Annotated in this window: 16 protein-coding genes; 12 read left to right on the forward strand and 4 right to left on the reverse strand. The window is 68.2% G+C overall.

Features of this window, described 5'->3' with window-relative positions:
* Nucleotides 1-31 precede the first annotated feature (31 nt).
* The 6 genes from QUE68_RS27875 to QUE68_RS27900 all read left to right on the forward strand — a co-directional run bounded on the left by QUE68_RS27875 (nucleotide 32) and on the right by QUE68_RS27900 (nucleotide 5854).
* Nucleotides 32-1291, forward strand: coding sequence for an IS30 family transposase (locus QUE68_RS27875; protein ID WP_454786199.1), 1260 nt, complete (start codon nucleotides 32-34; stop codon nucleotides 1289-1291).
* 135 nt (nucleotides 1292-1426) lie between these two features.
* Nucleotides 1427-1849 (forward strand): DUF4189 domain-containing protein, encoded by a 423-nt coding sequence (locus QUE68_RS27880; RefSeq protein ID WP_284230097.1) that lies wholly within the window; start codon nucleotides 1427-1429, stop codon nucleotides 1847-1849.
* Between the two features lie 55 nt (nucleotides 1850-1904).
* Complete coding sequence (gene sthA, locus QUE68_RS27885; RefSeq protein WP_284234351.1) at nucleotides 1905-3344, forward strand: Si-specific NAD(P)(+) transhydrogenase; 1440 nt, start codon at nucleotides 1905-1907, stop codon at nucleotides 3342-3344.
* Nucleotides 3345-3382: 38 nt separating this feature from the next.
* Nucleotides 3383-4135 (forward strand): alpha/beta hydrolase family protein, encoded by a 753-nt coding sequence (locus QUE68_RS27890; protein WP_284234353.1) that lies wholly within the window; start codon nucleotides 3383-3385, stop codon nucleotides 4133-4135.
* Nucleotides 4136-4161: 26 nt separating this feature from the next.
* Nucleotides 4162-5094 carry an NAD(P)-dependent oxidoreductase gene (locus QUE68_RS27895; RefSeq protein ID WP_284234355.1) on the forward strand — a complete coding sequence of 311 codons (933 nt, stop codon included), beginning with the start codon at nucleotides 4162-4164 and terminating at the stop codon, nucleotides 5092-5094.
* Nucleotides 5095-5188: 94 nt separating this feature from the next.
* Nucleotides 5189-5854 (forward strand): hypothetical protein, encoded by a 666-nt coding sequence (locus QUE68_RS27900; protein ID WP_284234357.1) that lies wholly within the window; start codon nucleotides 5189-5191, stop codon nucleotides 5852-5854.
* A gap of 19 nt (nucleotides 5855-5873) precedes the next feature.
* On the opposite strand, the gene QUE68_RS27905 is transcribed toward QUE68_RS27900, so the two are convergent.
* Entirely contained in the window at nucleotides 5874-6554 is a 681-nt protein-coding gene (locus QUE68_RS27905; protein WP_284234359.1) for a DUF4396 domain-containing protein, read from the reverse strand.
* Between the two features lie 127 nt (nucleotides 6555-6681).
* On the opposite strand from QUE68_RS27905, the gene QUE68_RS27910 reads away from it, so the two are divergent.
* From QUE68_RS27910 to QUE68_RS27920, 3 genes are read left to right on the forward strand one after another with little or no spacing between them, the layout of a single operon-like run.
* On the forward strand, nucleotides 6682-7611 hold the full coding sequence (locus tag QUE68_RS27910) for an NAD(P)/FAD-dependent oxidoreductase (protein WP_284234361.1): 930 nt from the start codon (nucleotides 6682-6684) through the stop codon (nucleotides 7609-7611).
* A 1-nt stretch (nucleotide 7612) separates the two neighbouring features.
* A complete protein-coding gene (locus tag QUE68_RS27915) occupies nucleotides 7613-8806 on the forward strand; it encodes a cysteine desulfurase-like protein (protein ID WP_284234363.1) in 1194 nt (397 codons plus the stop codon).
* 46 nt (nucleotides 8807-8852) lie between these two features.
* Entirely contained in the window at nucleotides 8853-9425 is a 573-nt protein-coding gene (locus tag QUE68_RS27920) for a thiaminase II/PqqC family protein (RefSeq protein WP_284234365.1), read from the forward strand.
* Here the strand turns inward: QUE68_RS27920 and QUE68_RS27925 are convergent.
* On the reverse strand, nucleotides 9422-9751 hold the full coding sequence (locus QUE68_RS27925) for an STAS domain-containing protein (RefSeq protein ID WP_286274796.1): 330 nt from the start codon (nucleotides 9749-9751) through the stop codon (nucleotides 9422-9424). The two genes, QUE68_RS27920 and QUE68_RS27925, sit on opposite strands and share 4 nt — an antisense overlap.
* Complete coding sequence (locus QUE68_RS27930; RefSeq protein ID WP_284234369.1) at nucleotides 9751-13860, reverse strand: SpoIIE family protein phosphatase; 4110 nt, start codon at nucleotides 13858-13860, stop codon at nucleotides 9751-9753. Before QUE68_RS27930 ends, QUE68_RS27925 begins: the two co-directional genes overlap by 1 nt.
* Nucleotides 13861-14161: 301 nt before the next feature.
* Between QUE68_RS27930 and QUE68_RS27935 the strand changes: the two genes are divergently transcribed.
* The gene (locus tag QUE68_RS27935; RefSeq protein ID WP_284234371.1) at nucleotides 14162-15151 is read left to right on the forward strand and encodes a TIGR03885 family FMN-dependent LLM class oxidoreductase; all 990 of its coding nucleotides are present in this window, start codon (nucleotides 14162-14164) and stop codon (nucleotides 15149-15151) included.
* On the forward strand, nucleotides 15148-16827 hold the full coding sequence (locus QUE68_RS27940) for an alpha-amylase family protein (protein ID WP_284234373.1): 1680 nt from the start codon (nucleotides 15148-15150) through the stop codon (nucleotides 16825-16827). The genes QUE68_RS27935 and QUE68_RS27940 overlap by 4 nt, the downstream gene beginning before the upstream one ends.
* On the opposite strand, the gene QUE68_RS27945 is transcribed toward QUE68_RS27940, so the two are convergent.
* The gene (locus tag QUE68_RS27945; protein WP_284234375.1) at nucleotides 16820-17659 is read right to left on the reverse strand and encodes a cutinase family protein; all 840 of its coding nucleotides are present in this window, start codon (nucleotides 17657-17659) and stop codon (nucleotides 16820-16822) included. The genes QUE68_RS27940 and QUE68_RS27945 overlap by 8 nt on opposite strands.
* Before the next feature lie 347 nt (nucleotides 17660-18006).
* Here QUE68_RS27945 and QUE68_RS27950 point away from each other — a divergent pair, with 347 nt between their 5' ends.
* Nucleotides 18007-18252: a hypothetical protein gene (locus tag QUE68_RS27950; RefSeq protein ID WP_284234377.1), complete on the forward strand. Its 246-nt coding sequence runs from the start codon at nucleotides 18007-18009 to the stop codon at nucleotides 18250-18252.
* Nucleotides 18253-18289: the final 37 nt, after the last annotated feature.

Here is an 18289-nt window from a genome sequence, read left to right on the forward strand (position 1 = left end):
TGCAACACCCTTCTGCTCGAGGAGTGTTGTGATGGGATCTCATGCGATTCAGCCGGTGACGGTGAGTGCGTTTTGGGGGCAGGTTCGGCTGGGTTTTGGTCCGGCTGAGGCTGCGGTCATTGTCGGCGTGTCGCTCGGGGCGGCGCGGAAATGGTTGACCGACGCTGGTGGCGTGAAACCACGTGTGCACGAACCCAAGACGGATGGGCCACGACCCCGACTGACCGTGTCGGAACGGATCGAAATTCAGGTCGGTGTGGGCCGCAATGAGTCCCTTCGCTCGATGGGGCGACGACTGCATAGGCCAGCCTCGACGATCAAACGCGAGTTGGATCGCAACGTCGAGAACCGCTACGACGGACGTGCGTCGGGTTATCGACGCAAGGAGGCCTTCGGAGCCCGTCAAAGCGGCATCAGCTCGACGGTGCGTTACGACGCGTTGGCAGGTGAACGGTCAGCCGCGAGGCGGGCGCGGCGCCCCAAGGTGCGCAAGTTCGCCGTCGCTGACACGTTGCGTGATGAGGTGCAGACTCGGTTGGAGCTGCGTCACAGTCCGCGCCAGATAGCCAGGCGGTTGCGCATCGACTTTCCCGACGATCTGGAGATGTGGGTGTCACACGAAGCCATCTACCAGGCCATTTACGTTCAAGGGCGGGGGTCGCTGCGCCGGGAATTGCACCAGTGCTTGCGGACCAAGCGAGCGATCCGCCGGCCTCGGCATCAGCCCGGGACCCGGCGCGGCCGCATTCCGGGGATGGTCAACATTAGTGAACGCCCGGCCGAGGTCGCCGATCGCGCGGTACCCGGGCACTGGGAGGGTGACCTGATCATCGGCAGCACCACATCGGGATCGGCGATCGGCACCCTGGTGGAACGCTCCACCCGTTTCGTGATGCTGCTGCATCTGCCCGACAACCACGGTGCGGTCGCGGTTCAGGACGCCATCGTGGAGAAGATGACCGAGCTGCCCGAGCATCTACGCCGTTCCTTGACCTGGGATCAGGGCAAGGAGATGGCCAATCACCTTGCCATCGCCGTCGCAGCCGATCTCGACATCTATTTCTGCGATCCGCACTCTCCTTGGCAACGGGGCACCAACGAGAACACCAATGGGCTTCTGCGTCAATACTTTCCGAAGGGAACCGACTTATCGCTGCACGGTCCCGGGATCTTGGACAATGTCGCAGCCGAACTCAACGGCCGTCCCCGCGAAACCCTGAACTGGAGAACACCCGCCGAAGCACTCAACGAACTACTCTCAAAACCGCCAACTGTTGCATCGACCGCCTGAATTCGCCCGGGCTTTTCGACCGCAGGCCACACGCTCGGTGAAAACCAGAAAAAAAGTGTGCGAAGTGCGGGGGTCAATCACCCCTAGCTGGTGAACGCGGCCCAACGGGGGCGGCGAACACCACGGGAGATCGACATGACCACCACCCCGCACACCTCGCGTCGCCGTCTCGCCGCAGCAGCCCTGCTCATCAGCGCTGGCGCCGGTATGGCTGCGATGGCCGGCCAGGGCACGGCAGCCGCCTCGCCGACGACGGTGCCCGCACCTCCGCCGACGTCGGATCGATACGTCGCGATCGCCTACGGGCCGAGCATCCAGTTCACCGGCGTTTCCATCAATACGACCCAGCAGGCCGCGTCCAGCGAGGCGGTGTACCGGTGCAGCTCGAAGGCTCGCGATTGCCAGGTCGTCGTCGTGGCGAAGAACGGCTGCGCTGCGCTGGCGGTAGATGGCACGCGCTTCTTCGGCGGCATCGGTCCCAGCTACGCCGCAGCCAACGGCGACGCCCGGCTCGGGCTCTTCAACTCGGGCACGATCAAGGCGAACCAGTGCGCCTAGTTCGTCTTCGGTCGCCGAGGCGGGCGTAGCCGCGAAATGTGGGTATGCGGTCTGCATGGCCACGGCGACTGAATACGACCTGATCGTTATCGGCTCCGGCCCCGGTGGCCAGAAGGCAGCCGTGGCCGCGGCCAAACTCGGCAAGACGGTGGCAGTGGTCGAGCACGGCCACATGCTCGGCGGTGTGTGCGTGAACACCGGCACCATCCCGTCGAAGACCCTCCGCGAGGCCGTGCTGCACCTCACCGGGATGAACCAACGCGAGCTGTACGGCGCCAGCTATCGCGTCAAGGAGAAGATCACCCCCGCCGATCTCCAGGAGCGCACCTCGCACGTCATCACCCGGGAGATCGACGTCATCCGCGACCAGCTGGTGCGCAACCACATCGACCTGTTCACCGGCCACGGCCGCTTCATCGATCCCAACACGGTTCAGGTGGAGGGACCGGTCGACGCCGAACATCGCACGCTGACAGGCGAATTCATCGTCATCGCGACGGGCACCACACCCCGTCGGCCCGACGGTGTCGACTTCGACGACGAGCGGGTGCTGGACTCCGACGAGATCGTCAGCCTGAACTTCATTCCGACCTCGATGGTGGTCGTCGGTGCAGGCGTCATCGGTATCGAGTACGCGTCGATCTTCGCCGCGCTCGGGAGCAAGGTGACGGTGATCGAGAAGCGCGACACGATGCTGGACTTCTGCGATCCGGAGGTCGTCGAGGCCTTGCGCTTCCATCTGCGGGATTCGGCGGTCATGTTCCGGTTCGGCGAGGAGGTGACCAGTGTCGACGTCTCCGAAACCGGCACCCTGACCACACTGGCCAGCGGTAAGCAGATCGCCGCCGAGGCGGTGATGTACTCCGCCGGTCGCACGGGTCGCACCGACGGGCTGGACCTCGAGGCGGCGGGGCTGCAGACCGACGATCGCGGCCGCATCCAGGTGGACGAACAGTTTCGCACCAAGGTCGACCACATCTTCAGCGTCGGAGACATCATCGGCTTCCCGGCACTGGCCGCGACGTCGATGGATCAGGGCAGGCTGGCGGCGTGCCACGCGTTCGGCGAACCAGCGAACGACATGACGGCACTGCAGCCCATCGGCATCTACACGATCCCGGAGGTGTCCTTCGTCGGCGCCACGGAGTCGGAGCTCACCCGGGACTCCATCCCGTACGAGTTCGGGGTGTCCCGGTACCGCGAACTCGCCCGCGGTCAGATCGCCGGGGATTCCTACGGCATGCTCAAGCTGCTGGTGTCGACCGAGGATCGGAAGCTGCTCGGCGTCCACATCTTTGGCACCGCCGCCACCGAGCTGGTACACATCGGTCAGGCGGTGATGGGCTGCGGCGGAACGGTGGACTACCTCGTCGACGCCGTCCTCAACTACCCCACGTTCTCCGAGGCCTACAAGGTGGCCGCCCTCGACGTGATGAACAAGATGCGGGCCGTGCGCGTCTTCCGCGGGGAGGAGCCGGCGCCCGTCGGCGAGTAGGCGCACCCGCACCCGGGGTCGATGACAGGATCGTGGGCGTGCCCGAGCCCGTCAGTTTCCCCAGCAGCACCGGTCCCCTCCTGCGCGGAGTCATCGACCTTCCCGTCGGCGAGCCCCGCGGGTGGGGTGTCTTCGCCCACGGCTTCACCCTTGGCAAGGACAGCCCGGCGGCGAGCCGGATGTGCAAACAGCTCGCGGCCGACGGCATCGGGATGCTGCGCTTCGACAACCTCGGCCTCGGTGATTCCGAAGGTGATTGGGGCGACGGTTCCTTCTCGCACAAGGTCGCCGACACCGTCCGCGCGGTCGAGGTCTTGAACGACGCCGGTCGCGAGGTGCACCTCCTCGTCGGGCACTCCTTCGGCGGGGCGGCGGCGATCGCGGCCGCCCACGAATGCGACACCGTGGCCGCCGTGGCCAGCGTCGGCGCGCCCTACCAACCCGCTCACGTCGAGCAGAACTACGACGCCCTGGTCCATCGGATCGAGGCCTTCGGCGAGGCGGCGCTCCTGATCGGCGGCAAGGCATTGACGCTGAAACGGCACTTCCTCGACGACGTCCGCGCGGCCGATCTGCACGAGCGGATCCGCACGCTGCGACGGGCGCTGCTGGTGATGCACTCGCCCACCGACAACACCGTGGGCATCGCGAATGCGAGCGAGATCTTCCGGGCCGCCCGCCACCCGCGCAGCTTCGTCTCCCTCGAGGGTGCCGACCACCTCCTCACCGAGAAGAACCAGGCCGCTCGCGCCGCCCGCATCATCAGCGCGTGGGCCGACCCCTACCTCTGACCCGCGGTGTGCCTAGCGTGGGAGAGGTGACCGCCACCGATGAGCCGCGCCTGAAAGTCCTCGTTCCCGACGACCTCGGCATCGACCTGCCGCCGCGCTCGGCTGGCATCGATGCCGCCCACTACCGGCCCGGGGAACCGTGGCCGCCCGACTACGCGGATGCCGAGGTGGTCGTGGTCGGCTTCGACGATGCCGAGGCGACGGGGGTCAGGTTCGTCGACCTGCCGGCGCTACGGCTGGTGCAGACGCTCAACGCGGGGTACGAGCAATGGCTTCCGCATCTGCCCGACGGGGTTCAGCTGTCCAATGGCCGCGGTGCACACGGCGGCTCGTCGGCCGAGTGGGTGGTGGCCGCCCTCCTGTCCATCTACCGGGAACTGTCGCTGTTCGGCGCCCACCAGTCCGACGGCGTGTGGGCCCCGAAGGACACCGAGACGTTGATCGGCAAACGGGTCCTCGTCCTGGGGGCGGGGGATCTGGCCGTCAACCTCGCCGCCCGACTCACACCGTTCGAGACCGACGTGATCCTGGTCGGTCAGCGGGCGCGGGACGGGGTGCTCGCCATGGCCGACCTCGACGACGTGCTGCCCACCGCCGACGCGGTGGTCGCCATGCTGCCCGACACCGAGTCGACCCGGCACGTCGTCGACGGCGACTTCCTCGGCAAACTGCGCGACGGCGCCATCGTCGTCAACGCCGGCCGGGGCGGCGCGGTGGACACCGACGCGCTGCTCGCCGAGCTGAACTCGGGCCGGCTGCTGGCCGCGCTCGACGTCACCGATCCGGAGCCGCTCCCGGCGGGTCACCCGCTGTGGTCGGCTCCGGGCCTGCTGCTGACCCCGCACGTCGCGGGTAGCACCGCGGGGGCCTGGGCCAGGGCCTGGCGTGTCGCACTCGATCAGATCGAGGTCTTCGCCGCGGGCGGTCGCCCCCCGAACCTGGTGGTCGGCCCCGGATAGCGTCGACGCAGCCGAATGACGGGTGTATCTCGGTCCGATAGAGATGTGATGTCACGAATTCCAGTCGAGGGCAAGCACTGTCATCATCGGACGAGTGCCATCCAGACGTGCGACCAAGTCCGACAGCAGGCTGGCCGGCCGCCTGGCAGCAATCGCTTCCCTAGGCGCAGGGGTCATCCACTTGGCGGTAGTGCCGACGCACTGGCAAGAGTGGCTGCCTTCGGGGCTGTTCTTCGTCTCGATAGCGGTGTTCCAGTTGATCTGGGCGCGAATGGTACTTGCCAGGCCCACTACACCGGTGCTCGCCGCAGGGATCGCGGCCAATGTCTGCGCCGTCGCGATCTGGGCAATGTCGCGGACGGCCGGAGCGCCATTCGGTCCACACGCCGGCAAACCCGAATTGGTACATGCCGCCGACCTCTGCGCGTTGTTGCTGCAGATCTATGTCGTGATGGGAGCCGGTTGGGTCTGGTACCGCGGCCACCGCCCAGAGCCGATCCCGGCATATGCGAACACGATCGTCCTTCTCGGCGGAGGTGCGTTCATCGCACTGGCATCTGCCGTCGGAGTGGCCTCTGGTCTCAGTCACGGCCACCATGCACCGGCCGAGGCGGGACCCGATCACCACGGGACGAGCACCGAACAGGTCCACCAGCATTCCGGTGACCCAGCGCCCGCCATCTCACCGACGATGATCGCTCCACAGCCCCCTGCACAGCCATTGCGTGATGCCCACGGCGACCATCACCACGACGAGTGACATCGAATTCCTGACGCGCTCACTTCGATTGATGGACCTCGGAGACTGGGTTCGCCAGGTCGTCGGCGACTGCGACGAGCAGGCCGCCGAGCATGAACGCCGTAATCACCGCCGCGAGGGCACCCGCGCTGAATGCAGGGATGAACTTCCGGGCGCCCGACACTTCGTCGGCGGCGGCCTGGTGGAACTGGTGAGTGAGCGCGTGGCCCTTGCCGCGTTGCAGTAGGTAGCGGTTGACGGGATAGGCAGCGAAGAACGCGGCGGAGAGCGCAATCATCATTCCGATCCAGAAGATCGGATTCACTAGCCCGGCGTTCATTGCTCCGGGGATCACCGCCATGACGATGTTGTCGACCACCTCCATCGTCAGGATCGACAACGTGTCCGCAGCGAGGACCACACTCAGCGCCGTTCCCAGCGCCAACCCGGCTTTGAGGAGCGGCAGCGTGGACAAGGAATAGCCGAAGAAGAACGCCAAGACGACGGACAACGCGATGGTCACCGGGTTGCTCAAGCCGAGCGCGGTGCCAATGACGAGGCCGGCGATCTCTCCGATGGCACAGCCGGTCAGGCAGTGCAAGGTCGCGCTCAGCGCCATCGTGTTGGTACTGCCGCCCATCCCGTGGTGGTCGTGGACGCCGCCGCCGTCACGATCGTGGTGCTCCTGATCGTGATCGTGTCTTTCGGATGGCATGGTCATGACGTCTGCTCCTTGGACTGAGTCGGCACAGCGATTGCCCACGGTCGACTATACCCCCAGGGGGTATGTTCGACAATCGGGGTCAGCGTGCTCCACTCGGGCAGCGGCCCCGACTAGCGTGGACTTCATGTCACCCCGTGTCGCGGTAGTCGGTGCCGGTCTGTCCGGTGCGTCGTGTGCGGCTGCGCTCCGCGAGCGCGGCCTCACCGTCGACGTGATCGAGCGGGGACGTGCGCCTGGCGGCCGGATGGCATCGCCGACATTGCACGGGCGCAGGGTCGACATCGGCGCGGCGTACTTCACGGTGAAGGAGCCCGAGTTCACCCCGATCGTGGACGCGTGGACGGCGGACGGGCTGGCCCGGGAGTGGACCGACACGTTCGACGTGTTCTCCGCCGACGGCCACCGCCGCACGTCCGGCCCGATGCGGTACGCCGCGCCCGACGGATTGCGGTCACTGGTGCGCGCGGTCCTGCCCGACGAGGCGCACACCGACGGCGCCGTCGTCGGTCTCGAGGATCTGGACCACGACGCGGTCGTGCTGGCGATGCCCGATCCGCAGGCCGCCCGGCTGGCCCCCGACGCGATCGACTGGATCGACTACGAACCCGTGGTCACCGTGGTGGCGGGCTGGGGTGAGCGGTGCTGGGCCGTCACCGACGCCGCCTTCGTCAACGACGACGCCGACATCACCACCGTCGCCGACGACGGCTCGCGCCGCGGCGATGGCGCGCCCGTGCTCGTCGTCCATACGACGGCGCAGCGGGCGCGGGCCCACCTCGAGGATCCGGAGGGGGCGGTGGGACCCGTCCTGGCCGCCCTCGGCCGCGTCCTGGTGGTCGAAGAGCCACCGCAGTGGACCGTCGCCCACCGCTGGACTTTCGCCAAACCCATTGCTACCCATGATGATCGGTCGTTCGCCTTGCTCGAGCGAGCAGGTCGTCCGCTGGGGCTGTGCGGCGACTCGTGGTGCCCGTCGGGCGCGCCGCGGATTGAGTCGGCGTGGCTTTCGGGGCACCGGCTCGGTGTGGCACTAGCCGATCAACTGGTTCGGTGACGTGAGCTTCGACGTCGGCGCGGTGCGCCGCTGCTTCCCCGCGCTCGAGGGCGGTACCGCCTTCTTCGACGGACCCGGTGGCTCGCAGACCCCGACGGCAGTGGCCGACGCGGTGCGCGACGCGATGCTGCGGCCGCTGTCCAATCGCGGGCCCGCCACCGCCGCGGCCCGCAATGCCGAGGAGATCGTCGGCCGGTGCCGCGACGCCGTGGCGGATCTGCTCAACGCCGACCCCGACGAGGTGATCTTCGGGCGGAGCATGACCGCGTTGACCTTCGACCTGGCGCGGACGCTTTCCACGCGGTGGCAGCCCGGTGACGAGGTCGTGGTGACACGACTCGACCACGATGCCAACGTCCGGCCGTGGGTGATCGCCGCCGCGGCGGCCGGCGCGGTGGTGCGGTGGGTGGACTTCGACCCCGCGACCGCCGAACTGCTTGTCCCCGACGTCGAGGCCCAACTGAGCGAACGCACGCGCCTGGTCGCCGTGACCGCCGCGTCGAACCTGATCGGCACGATGCCCGACGTGCGCGCGATCGCCGCCCGCGCCCATGCCGTCGGTGCACTGCTGTACGTCGACGGTGTGCACTACACCGCGCACGGCGTCGTCGACGTCCGCGCGCTGGGCGCCGACTTCTTCGCCTGCTCGCCGTACAAGTTCCTGGGTCCGCACTGCGGTGTGGTCGCCAGCAGGCGCGACGTGCTCGCCGACCTGCGTCCGGCGAAGCTGCTCCCCGCCACCGACCGAGTGCCCGAGCGCTTCGAACTGGGCACGCTGCCCTACGAACTGATGGCGGGCACGACCGCCGCGGTCGACTTCATCGCCGGGATGACCGACGCGACCGGCAGCCGCCGCGAGCGGCTCGTGGCGAGCCTGCGCGCCCTCGAACTGCACGAGGATGCGCTTCGGCACCGGATCGAGACAGGCCTGCGGCGGCTGCCATCGGTGCGTGTCCACTCCCTGGCGGCACGCCGAACCCCGACGCTGCTGCTCACCTTCGCCGACCGGGCCGCCGCGGAGGTCAGCGCCGCCCTCGCCGAGCAGGACGTCAACGCACCCGCCGGCTCCTTCTACGCCTACGAGGCGTCGCGGCGCCTCGGGCTCGGCGAGGCGGGTGGCCTACGGGTGGGGTTGGCGCCGTACAACACCACCGACGACGTCGACCGGCTGCTGCGCGGACTCGAGATCGGCTAGCGCCACCGCGATTTGGGCACCGCTGGCATCTGACTACGATCGGGGCGTGCTCGACGCGCTGTGGAACTCCGCCACCCGACATCCCTTTCTCGACGCGGTGCGCGACGGGACCATCAGCGCCGCGGCGTTCGATCGCTGGCTGGCGCAGGACGCGGTGTTCGTCGCCGACCTGCTGACGTTTCAGGCCCGGCTACTGGCCCGCGCGCCTCGCTCGGCCCAGAACGTGCTGGCCGGCGGGTGCGTCGCGCTGGTCGCGGAGCTCGACTGGTTCGAGGTCCAGGCGGCGCGGCGCGGTCTCGACCTCGGGCCACCCGCGCTGCCCGCGACGCTCGCCTACCGGGAGCTCCTACAGCGGTTGGACTCGCTGCCCTTCGACGCGGCGGTCACGGCGCTGTGGGTGCTCGAGCGGGTGTACCTGTTGGCCTGGTCGTCGACCGCGTCGAGCACCACGCCGTTCGGCGAGTTCGTCGACCACTGGGCTGATCCCGGCTTCGCCCAATACGTCGACGGCCTCGGCGCGCTCGCGACCCCGGACGAGCGCCACGATCTGGTGAGCGAGGTGCTGACCCTCGAGCTGGCGTTCTGGGACATGGCCCTCGAAGACGAGGGAACCGGCTAACCGCCGTCCGTCGCAGTCGGGGCCGGTTCGACGGTCGCGACATCGCTGAGCCCGCTGATCGTCAGCACGCGAATCAGGAACGGGTGCACGATCAGATGCAGGCCGTCGACTTCGTCGGCGTGGTCGAACAACACGTTGATCCCGGCGCTGTCGAGGTACTTCACCGCGCTCATGTCGACGGTCAGCGGCGTGCGGCTGCCCGCGCTCGCCGTCGCGAGCGCCTCGGTGAAGACGGCGACGTTGCTGAGGTCGATCTCCCCCACCGCCACCACGCGGGGTCCCCCTTCGGCGTCGTGGTCGGCGTGCAGCGTGAGTGGTGTGGCCATCAGGTGATCCTCGCGTGCAACTGAACCGTGGTTCCGACGTCGTCGGTGGTGATCGTGAAATCATCCATCAGGCCCCGCATGAGACCGATCCCGCGGCCGCGACGGATGTCAGGGATCTGGCTCGGCGGTCTCCACCGTCCGGTGTCGGTGATGGTCACCTGCAGGCGGTCGGCCGACGCGGCCGCCTGCAACGAGATGGTGCCGTCGGGCCGATCGCGGTGGCCGTGTTCGATCGCGTTGGAGACGGCCTCCCCGGTCGCGGTCAGCACGTCGTTGATCTGAGCGGGCTCCACCCCGGCCTGAGTCAGCCACGCGCGCAGGGCATCACGGCTCGGGGCGAGCTGATTGACGGCAGGGGCGAAGCTCGTGGCCAAGGGGACCGGCTGCCGGTACAGCAGAAGGGCCACGTCGTCGGGATACCCCCCGGGTGGCTCGAGCCCCGACATGAGGTGGTCGGCGAGGTCGTCGAGTGTCGAGGACCGGCCGCCCCGAACGACGTCGGCGGCCAGGTCCATCCCGTCGTCCAGTGACGTACCGCGGCGTTCGACGAGGCCGTCGGTGTACAGCAATAGCGTCGAGCGCGCGGGCATCGTCATCCGCACCTCGGGTCGCAGTCGGCCGATGCGCAGGGCCAGGGGTAGCCCTCGACCGCCCTCCAACATCTCGATGGTTCCCTTCGCCTCTACCAAGATCGGCGGCGGATGACCGGCACTGGAGTAGACCAACTCACCGGTGCCGGGCGTGAGCACCGCACAGAACACGGTGGCGCAGCGAGCCCCGTCCAACCGCGCGGCGAAGCGGTCCATCCCCGCGAGAACCGCACTGGGCGAAGATTGTTCGAGTAGGAGTGCGCGGCAGGCACTGCGCAGCTGCCCCATCACGGTGGCGGCCCCCAGACCGTGGCCGACGCAGTCACCGACGACCAACGCGACCCGTCCGTCGTCGAGGTCGACGACGTCATACCAGTCGCCGCCGACCTGCAGCGGGCGGCTCGCGGGGCGGTAGCGCACCGCGAAGCCGGTGGGCAGGCTAACGGGCCCGAGCATCGCGTGCTGCAGGGCGAGCGCGGTCTCACGCTGCTCGTCGAGTTGGTAGACGCGCTGAAGGCCCTGACCCAATCGCCCCGCCAGGACGCTGAGCAGCGTGTGGTCCCTGGCGGTGAACGGCCGCTGCTCGGCCAACTCGACCCACACGACGAGCACGCCCCGGGGATGTTGCAGCGCGATACCTGCGGCATTGGCCTCCCCGGCCATCGTGGTCAGCAGGTCGGCGTGCCGCAGTGATTCGATCAATTGTTGCTGCCGTGCCGGCATTTCGGACCACTCGAGGTCTTCGCCGACGCACAGCACCTCGGCCGGACTGGGGGCGGTAGCCGAAAACGTTACGGCCATGACCCGGCGCGCCTGCCACACCGCGCGGAGCTCCTCGACGGCTCCCCTCAGAGCATCGTCGAGTGAATCGGCCTGAACGAGCTGGTGATTCAGCGCGGCCAGCGCCGATTCGCGTTGTACGGCGTAGTGCTCGGCGGTGACGTCGCGGAAGGTGCCGACCATCACCTGCCGGGCCGTGTCGGGATCCTCGGCGTGGTTGATGTTGACCGCGACCCACAGCCGGTGCCCGTCTCGGTGGGTCACCGGAACGGTGAAGGTGTCGTGGCTCTTGTTGATCAGGCCCGCGAACGCCGTCTCGACCTGCCGGAAGGATTCGGGGTCGGTCTCGGCGTCGGGCCACCACGGGTGCACCGCCGCGTAGGGCAGTCCCTCGGGGCCGTAACCGAGCATCTCGGCGAACGCCGTGTTGATCTCGATGACGGCGCCGTCGTCGTCACAGACGAAGAACGCCTCCTGCAGCGAGTCGACAAGCGCCGTCCGCCACCGGGCGTGGTGGTTGCGCAGCCGGGCGAGTTCGATGTTGGCCCGTACCCGCGCGAGGAACTCGGCGGCCACGAAGGGTTTGACGAGGTAGTCGTCGGCCCCGGCTTGCAGACCCTCGATGGACGCGTCCTGCCCGGCGCGGGCCGACAGCAACAGGACGGGCAGGGCGGCTGTCCGCGGATCGGAGCGCAGCGCCGCGAGCAGCTGCAGGCCGTTCAGCCCGGGCATCATCACGTCGCTGATCACGAGGTCCGGGGACTGGCTGCGGACCGCGTCGAGCGCCCTTCGGCCATCGACGACGGCGCTGACCTGGTAACCGGAGGTCCGCAGCAGGCTGGTGAGGTACTCGCGCATGTCGGCGTTGTCGTCGGCGATCAGCACCCGGATCTGTCCGTCGCCGGTGTCCGCGGGCGTGATGGTCGGCATCGGCTCGTCGGAGACCGGCGAACCCGGGTCGCTGGGCAGCCAGCGCAACGCTTCCTGCACGTACGGCTCGCCGATGGCGCCCGCGGTCGCGCCGGCGCCGCTGGGAGCCGAGACATCCTCGGCGGCAAGGTGTCCCGAGCCGAAGGGCACGCTTACGGTGAACGTCGAACCTACGCCCTCCTGGCTATCGGCGGTGATCGTGCCGCCGTGCAGGGCGACGAGTTCGCGTACCAGGGCGAGCCCGATGCCACTGCCCTCCGTCGATCGGGCGCGGGCGGTCTCGATGCGGTGGAACCGCTCGAAGAGGCGAGGCATCTCCGCGGCGGAGACGCCGATGCCGGTATCGGCGACAGTCACGACCGCACCGCCGTCATCGCGGCGCACCCGCACGGCGATGGACCCCTCGAAGGTGAACTTCAGCGCATTGGACAGCAGGTTCAGCATCACCTTCTCCCACATGTCGCGATCCAGGTAGACGGGTTCGTCGTGCGGCGGGCAGTCGACGGTGAACGTCAGCCCGGCCCGGTCGACGGCCGAGCGGAACACGCTGGCCAGTTCGGCGGTGAAGGCGGCCAGGTCGACGGGTTCGAACCGGGCCTGAATCCGTCCAGCCTGGATTCGGGAGAAGTCGAGCAGGGTGTTGACCAGCTTCGCCATCCGCAGCGCGTTTCGGTGGATGAGCTCGAGCTCGTCACGGGCCCGCGCATCGAGTTTGTTCGAGCGGCTCCGCAACTCGTCGACCGGCCCCAAGATCAGCGTCAGCGGCGTGCGGAACTCGTGGCTGATGTTGGAGAAGAAGGCCGTCTTCGCGCTGTCCAGCTCGGCGAGTTCCTCCGCCCTCTGCTGCTGTGCCCGGTAGCTGCGGGCGCTGCCCACCCCGGCGGCGATGTGTCCGGCCACGAGCTCGATGAACCCGCGGTAGGACTCGTCGAACGGACGGTGGCGGTTCAGCGCGGCGACCAGCACCCCGACGGGCGCGCCGCCCCGCTGCAGCAGCGGTGCGACGAGGGCCTGCACCGGTGGCTCCGCCCAGGCGCCCTCCGGGAGGTCCGGGATGCCGTCGAGCTGGACCAGTTCGGCCTCCCCGCGGGACGGGTTCGCGACCGGCCATACCGACGAGCTGTGGTCGGGGAGCACGTCCGGCGCCGCCGGATGCCCGAGTGCGATACCGCTCACCCCGGCGAGCCGCGCGTCACCGGCGGCGTCGAACAGGTAGGTCATCGTGAAGGGCAGGTCGAACGGATTGCCGGCGAGCTGGTCGGCGGCGAAGTTCAGCATCTGCCGTTCGGTGCGCACCACGCTCGGGTCGGAGCCCAGGTCGCGCAGCGTCTCCATGCGGCGCTCGCCGATCACCCGGTCGGTGTCCTCGCTGACCACGCAGAGCATCCCGACGACGCGACCGGCCTCGTCCCGCAGCGGGCTGTACGAGAACGTGTGATAGGTCTCCTCGGAGTAACCCGACCGTTCCAGGAAGAGCAGCAGAGCTTCGTCCCACGTCGCCTCACCCGTCGACAGCACCCGATCGATCCGCGGGCCGATGTCACTCCAGATCTCCTCCCACACCTCGCTGGCGGGCCGGCCGAGCGCCCACGGGTACTTCTTTCCCAGGGTGTCGCGACGGTAGGCGGCATTGCAGAAGAACGTTAGGTCCGGGCCCCAGGCCATCCACATCGGAAACCGCGACGAGAGCAGGATGCTGACGGCGGTGCGCAGGCTCTGTGGCCATGCGTCCGGCGGCCCCAGCGGGGTGGACGACCAGTCGACCAGCGTGAGGTCGCGGCCGATCTCATCGTCTGCGCGAAAGACCACGGAGATGCCTCTCGCCTGCCGACCTCAAAGGACGTCGACGCCGCAATGGTCTAGACGGCCGACATCGTCACCATAAGGCATACAGGCAGCGGCCCCCTGCCGCCACCTTTTGGCGCCAGTACCCCATCTCCTCCCCAACCCCGCGAGCGTGCGTGTTTGCGGCCGACACGCCGGGCCGGGTCGGGAGTTCGCGCACGCTCGCAACCGCTCGACCGATCGACCGGCCCCGCGTCGTGGGCGGAGCGGCGGCAATTCTGACGTCCGCGTAACCATCCGGGCTGAAATGGGTATGCCCCATGCCATGACGGTCATCGGTTTCCACTGTTCCCACGAACAGATCAGTCCAAGTCGGTTGCTACGCGACGTGCAGCACGCCGAACGGGTCGGTTTCACCGCTGGCATGTCCTCGGACCACCTCAGTCCGTGGAGCGTGCGCCAGAACGAGTCGGGGTTCGCCTGGGCGTTCCTCGGCGCGGCGTTGGCCACCACCGGCCTGCCCTTCGGTGTGGTGAATGCGCCGGGGCAGCGCTACCACCCGGCGATCATCGCCCAGGCCATCGCGACGCTCGCCGAGATGTTCCCCGGCCGGTTCTGGGCCGCGCTCGGCTCCGGCGAGGCGTCCAACGAGCGTGTCACCGGCGAGGTCTGGCCGCGAAAGGACGTCCGCGATCAGCGGCTCGTCGAGTGCGTCGACGTGATCCGTCGGCTCCTCAAGGGCGAGGAGGTCAGCCACGACGGGTTGGTCCAGGTCAACCGGGCGCAGCTGTGGACGTTGCCCGAGCAGGTGCCAGATCTCGTCGGACCGGCGGTCACCCCGAAAACCGCTGCGCGCCATGCCGCGTGGGCGGACGGACTGATCACGGTCAACCAGCCCGCGGACACGCTGCGGCAGGTACTGGATTCCTACCGCGATGCGGGCGGCCGCGGGCCAGCCCGCCTGCAGATCCACCTCAGTTGGGCGCCCACTGAGGACGAGGCCATCTCGATCGCCTCCGACCAATGGCGCAACAACGTGTTCGGCCCACCGGTGGCCTGGGATCTCGAGACCGTCGAGGCGTTCGACGCGATCGGCGACACCGTGACACCCGAGCAGGTGCGGCAGTCGGTTCGGGTGTCCGCCGATCTCGGCCAGCACACCGCCTGGCTCGCCGAGTACGTCGAGCAGGGGTGGGACGAGTTGTACCTACACTTCGTCGGCCAGCATCAGACCGCCTTCATCGACGCGTTCGGCGAGCGCGTGCTCCCCCAACTCTCACCGACCGCCCCTGCGACGTCGGCGGCCATGGCATGAGAAGCACTGACACCGGCGACCTCTGGTGGAAGAACGCGGTCTTCTACTGCGCGGACGTCGAGACGTTCTGCGACTCCAACGGTGACGGCACCGGCGACATCCGCGGGATGGCCGATCGCCTGGAGTATCTCGCTGACCTCGGCGTGACCTGTCTGTGGCTGATGCCGTTCTATCCGACGGCGCGCAAGGACGACGGCTACGACATCACCGACTTCTTCGGCGTCGACCCGCGGCTGGGCAATCTCGGCGACTTCGTCGAGCTGGTGCGAACGGCACGCGCGTCCGGACTCCGGGTGATCATCGACTTCGTCATGAACCACACCTCCGACGCCCACCCGTGGTTCAAGTCCGCACGACGCAGTAAGGACGACCCGTATCGCAACTACTACGTGTGGAGCCCGACGGAGCCGCCGTCGAGTCCGAAGGACGTCGTCTTCCCCGACCAGGAGGACAGCATCTGGGAGCTCGACACCAAGACCAACGAGTGGTATCTGCACCACTTCTACAAGCATCAGCCCGACCTCAACATCGCCAATCCTCAAGTGCAGGAGGAGATCTCCCGGGTACTCGGGTTCTGGCTCGCGCTCGGCGTGTCGGGGTTCCGCATCGACGCGGTTCCCTTCCTGTTCGCCGACGACGGGGTGCCCGGTGATCCGGGTGTCTTCGATCCGTACGAATATCTCGGCGACGTCAGGAGCTTCGTCACGCGCCGGGCGGGTGACGCCGTGCTCCTCGGTGAGGTCAACGTCGCCTACAAGGACCAGAAGAAGTTCTTCGGTGGAGCCGACGGCGACGGCCTCAACATGCAGTTCGACTTCATCGGCATGCAGAACACCTATCTCGCGATGGCCCGCGGTGATGCCCGCCCCCTGGCCAAGGTGCTGCGTCAGCGCCCCAAGCTCGACGTCACCAGCCAGTGGGCCAACTTCGTCCGCAATCACGACGAGCTGACGCTGGACAAGTTGAGCGACGTCGAACGCCAGGAGGTCTTCGACGCGTTCGGCCCGGACCCCGACATGCAGCTGTACGACCGCGGTTTGCGCCGACGCCTGCCGACCATGGTCGGTGGCGACCAGCGCCGGATGCGGCTGGCCTACTCATTGGCCTTCTCCCTGCCGGGCAGCCCCGTTCTGTTCTACGGCGAGGAGATCGGAATGGGCGAGAACCTCGACATTCCAGGTCGATTGGCCGTTCGCACGCCGATGCAATGGACCGGCGGCGCCAACGGCGGCTTCTCGTCGGCACCGAAGCGACGGGTCACCCGCCCGCTGCCCGACGGCCTCTTCGGTCCCGAGCAGGTGAACGTCGCCGCTCAGCGCCACGACAACGATTCCTTCTGGTGGTTCATCCGCGATCTCATCTACACCTACCGGCAGCAGCCGGAGATCGGGTGGTCGACGCCCGAGGTGCTCAAGCAGCCGAACCACGCCGTGCTGGCGCACGTGTGCCGGGAGCAGTCGGGATGGCAGATGTTGGCGCTGCACAACTTTGGAGCCGAGAGCTGTCTGGTGCCGATCGAATTAGCGGACGCACCAACGGGTTCGATTCTGGTCGACCTGCTCGACGGGCTCACCGAGCATCACCTCGACCGCGCGGGCCGCATCGAACTCCATCTGGAGCCCTACGGTTACCGATGGCTGCGGCTGCTGCGGCCCGACGACGATCCGATCATCTGATCGGCGCAGTCAGTCCGCTGGCGGCGACCGGGTCGGCGCCCGTGTTCGACACCAGCGTGTAGAGCGGCGTGACCCAGTCATGCTCGCCACCGGGCACGGGCGCATATCCCGTGTGGATCGAGAGAGCGGCCGGTGACAACGCGTCGGTGTCGGCGTCGGGCCCGGCGTCGCAGACCGGATCGCCGACGTCGCAGACGCTGATGGTGCGCATGCCGATCGAGGGCGGCAGCGGCGCAGTGGGGGCCGAGGCCAGGAACGAGTGCTCCTGGGCGACGCCCTTGCCCACACCGAGGGTGACGGCCGTCGACCCCAGGTTGAGGGTGGTGTCGGTGGGCAGGCGATCGCCGTCGGCGATCAGAAGCGCGGCCGCGACGTGGGGATCGTCGGCCAGGTCGTGCAGGTTGCGATGGATCACCATGGCGCCCTGCGAGTAGCCGGCCAGCACCACCTTGGTGTCCGGGCAGCGGGCGGTGAACGCGTCGAACTGCTCGGCGGTCGCGTCGGTGCCGTCGTCGACGCTGTCCATGAAGTCCATCCAGCCCCCGACGCCACCCTCCAACGGGACCGGCGCCGCCGGGTACTGCACGGCTTCGGCGCTGATGGTCTGGCCGTCGGCCGCCAGGTCGTCGCGCAGTTGCAGGTAGGACTGGTAGACCACGCCGCCCATGCCGCCGTTGGTGGCCAGGCCCGCGGCGTCACGCTGACCGGATCCGGCCGCGCCAAGCCAGTGGTAGTCGGTGCATCCCGGGTCGGCGTTTGCGGTGCCGGCAGACAAGCCCGCCGCGGCGACGACGGCGGCCGCCGAAACGGCCACGTGCAGAAGACGGATCACGCGATTTTCCTCCAACCCTGGCGGCAGCAGGCTGATGGTCGGGCTGCCGCGTCAGTCGGTTGATCGTTCCCACGGCCAGCTGGCGTTACAGATTGCGCGAGACGGTTGGGGCGAGCCGGTGCGCGGTTGGACGAGGAAGTCCGGTTGGGCGGTTCACCCGCAGACCGGCGGTCCGCCGCATCGTCCCTGGCCGCACGGGGCCGTCGGCACCGTGAACACACTGTTTCCACCCGCGACGCAACCAGCACGTCCTGCGGTTTTCGCCTTGACGCAAAGTCGTACTGGACGATATAGTTCAGTTCACATCAGCCTGAAATTTTCCCGCTTGCATGGATAGGATCCGGATCATGAATAGTCGGCTTACCCGGCGCATCGCCGCCGGCCTCGGCGTTGCAGCCTTCGTCTCGATGGGTGCACTGACCGCCTGCAGCAGCAGCGAATCGCCCAGCCCGTCCAGCACGACGGAGACCACGACCACCGCTCCCTCGGTCACGCCGACGGAGAAGAGCATCAACCCAACCGGTGGCAACCTCTTCACCCCGCCCATCAAGGCCCCGCCCGCGCCCACCGCCATCCCCGGCACCCACAACTGATCCACCGACCCCCACCCAGCACGGGAGAGGAATTCAC

It is taken from the genome of Mycolicibacterium sp. TUM20985, from assembly GCF_030295745.1.
Taxonomy (GTDB): domain Bacteria; phylum Actinomycetota; class Actinomycetes; order Mycobacteriales; family Mycobacteriaceae; genus Mycobacterium.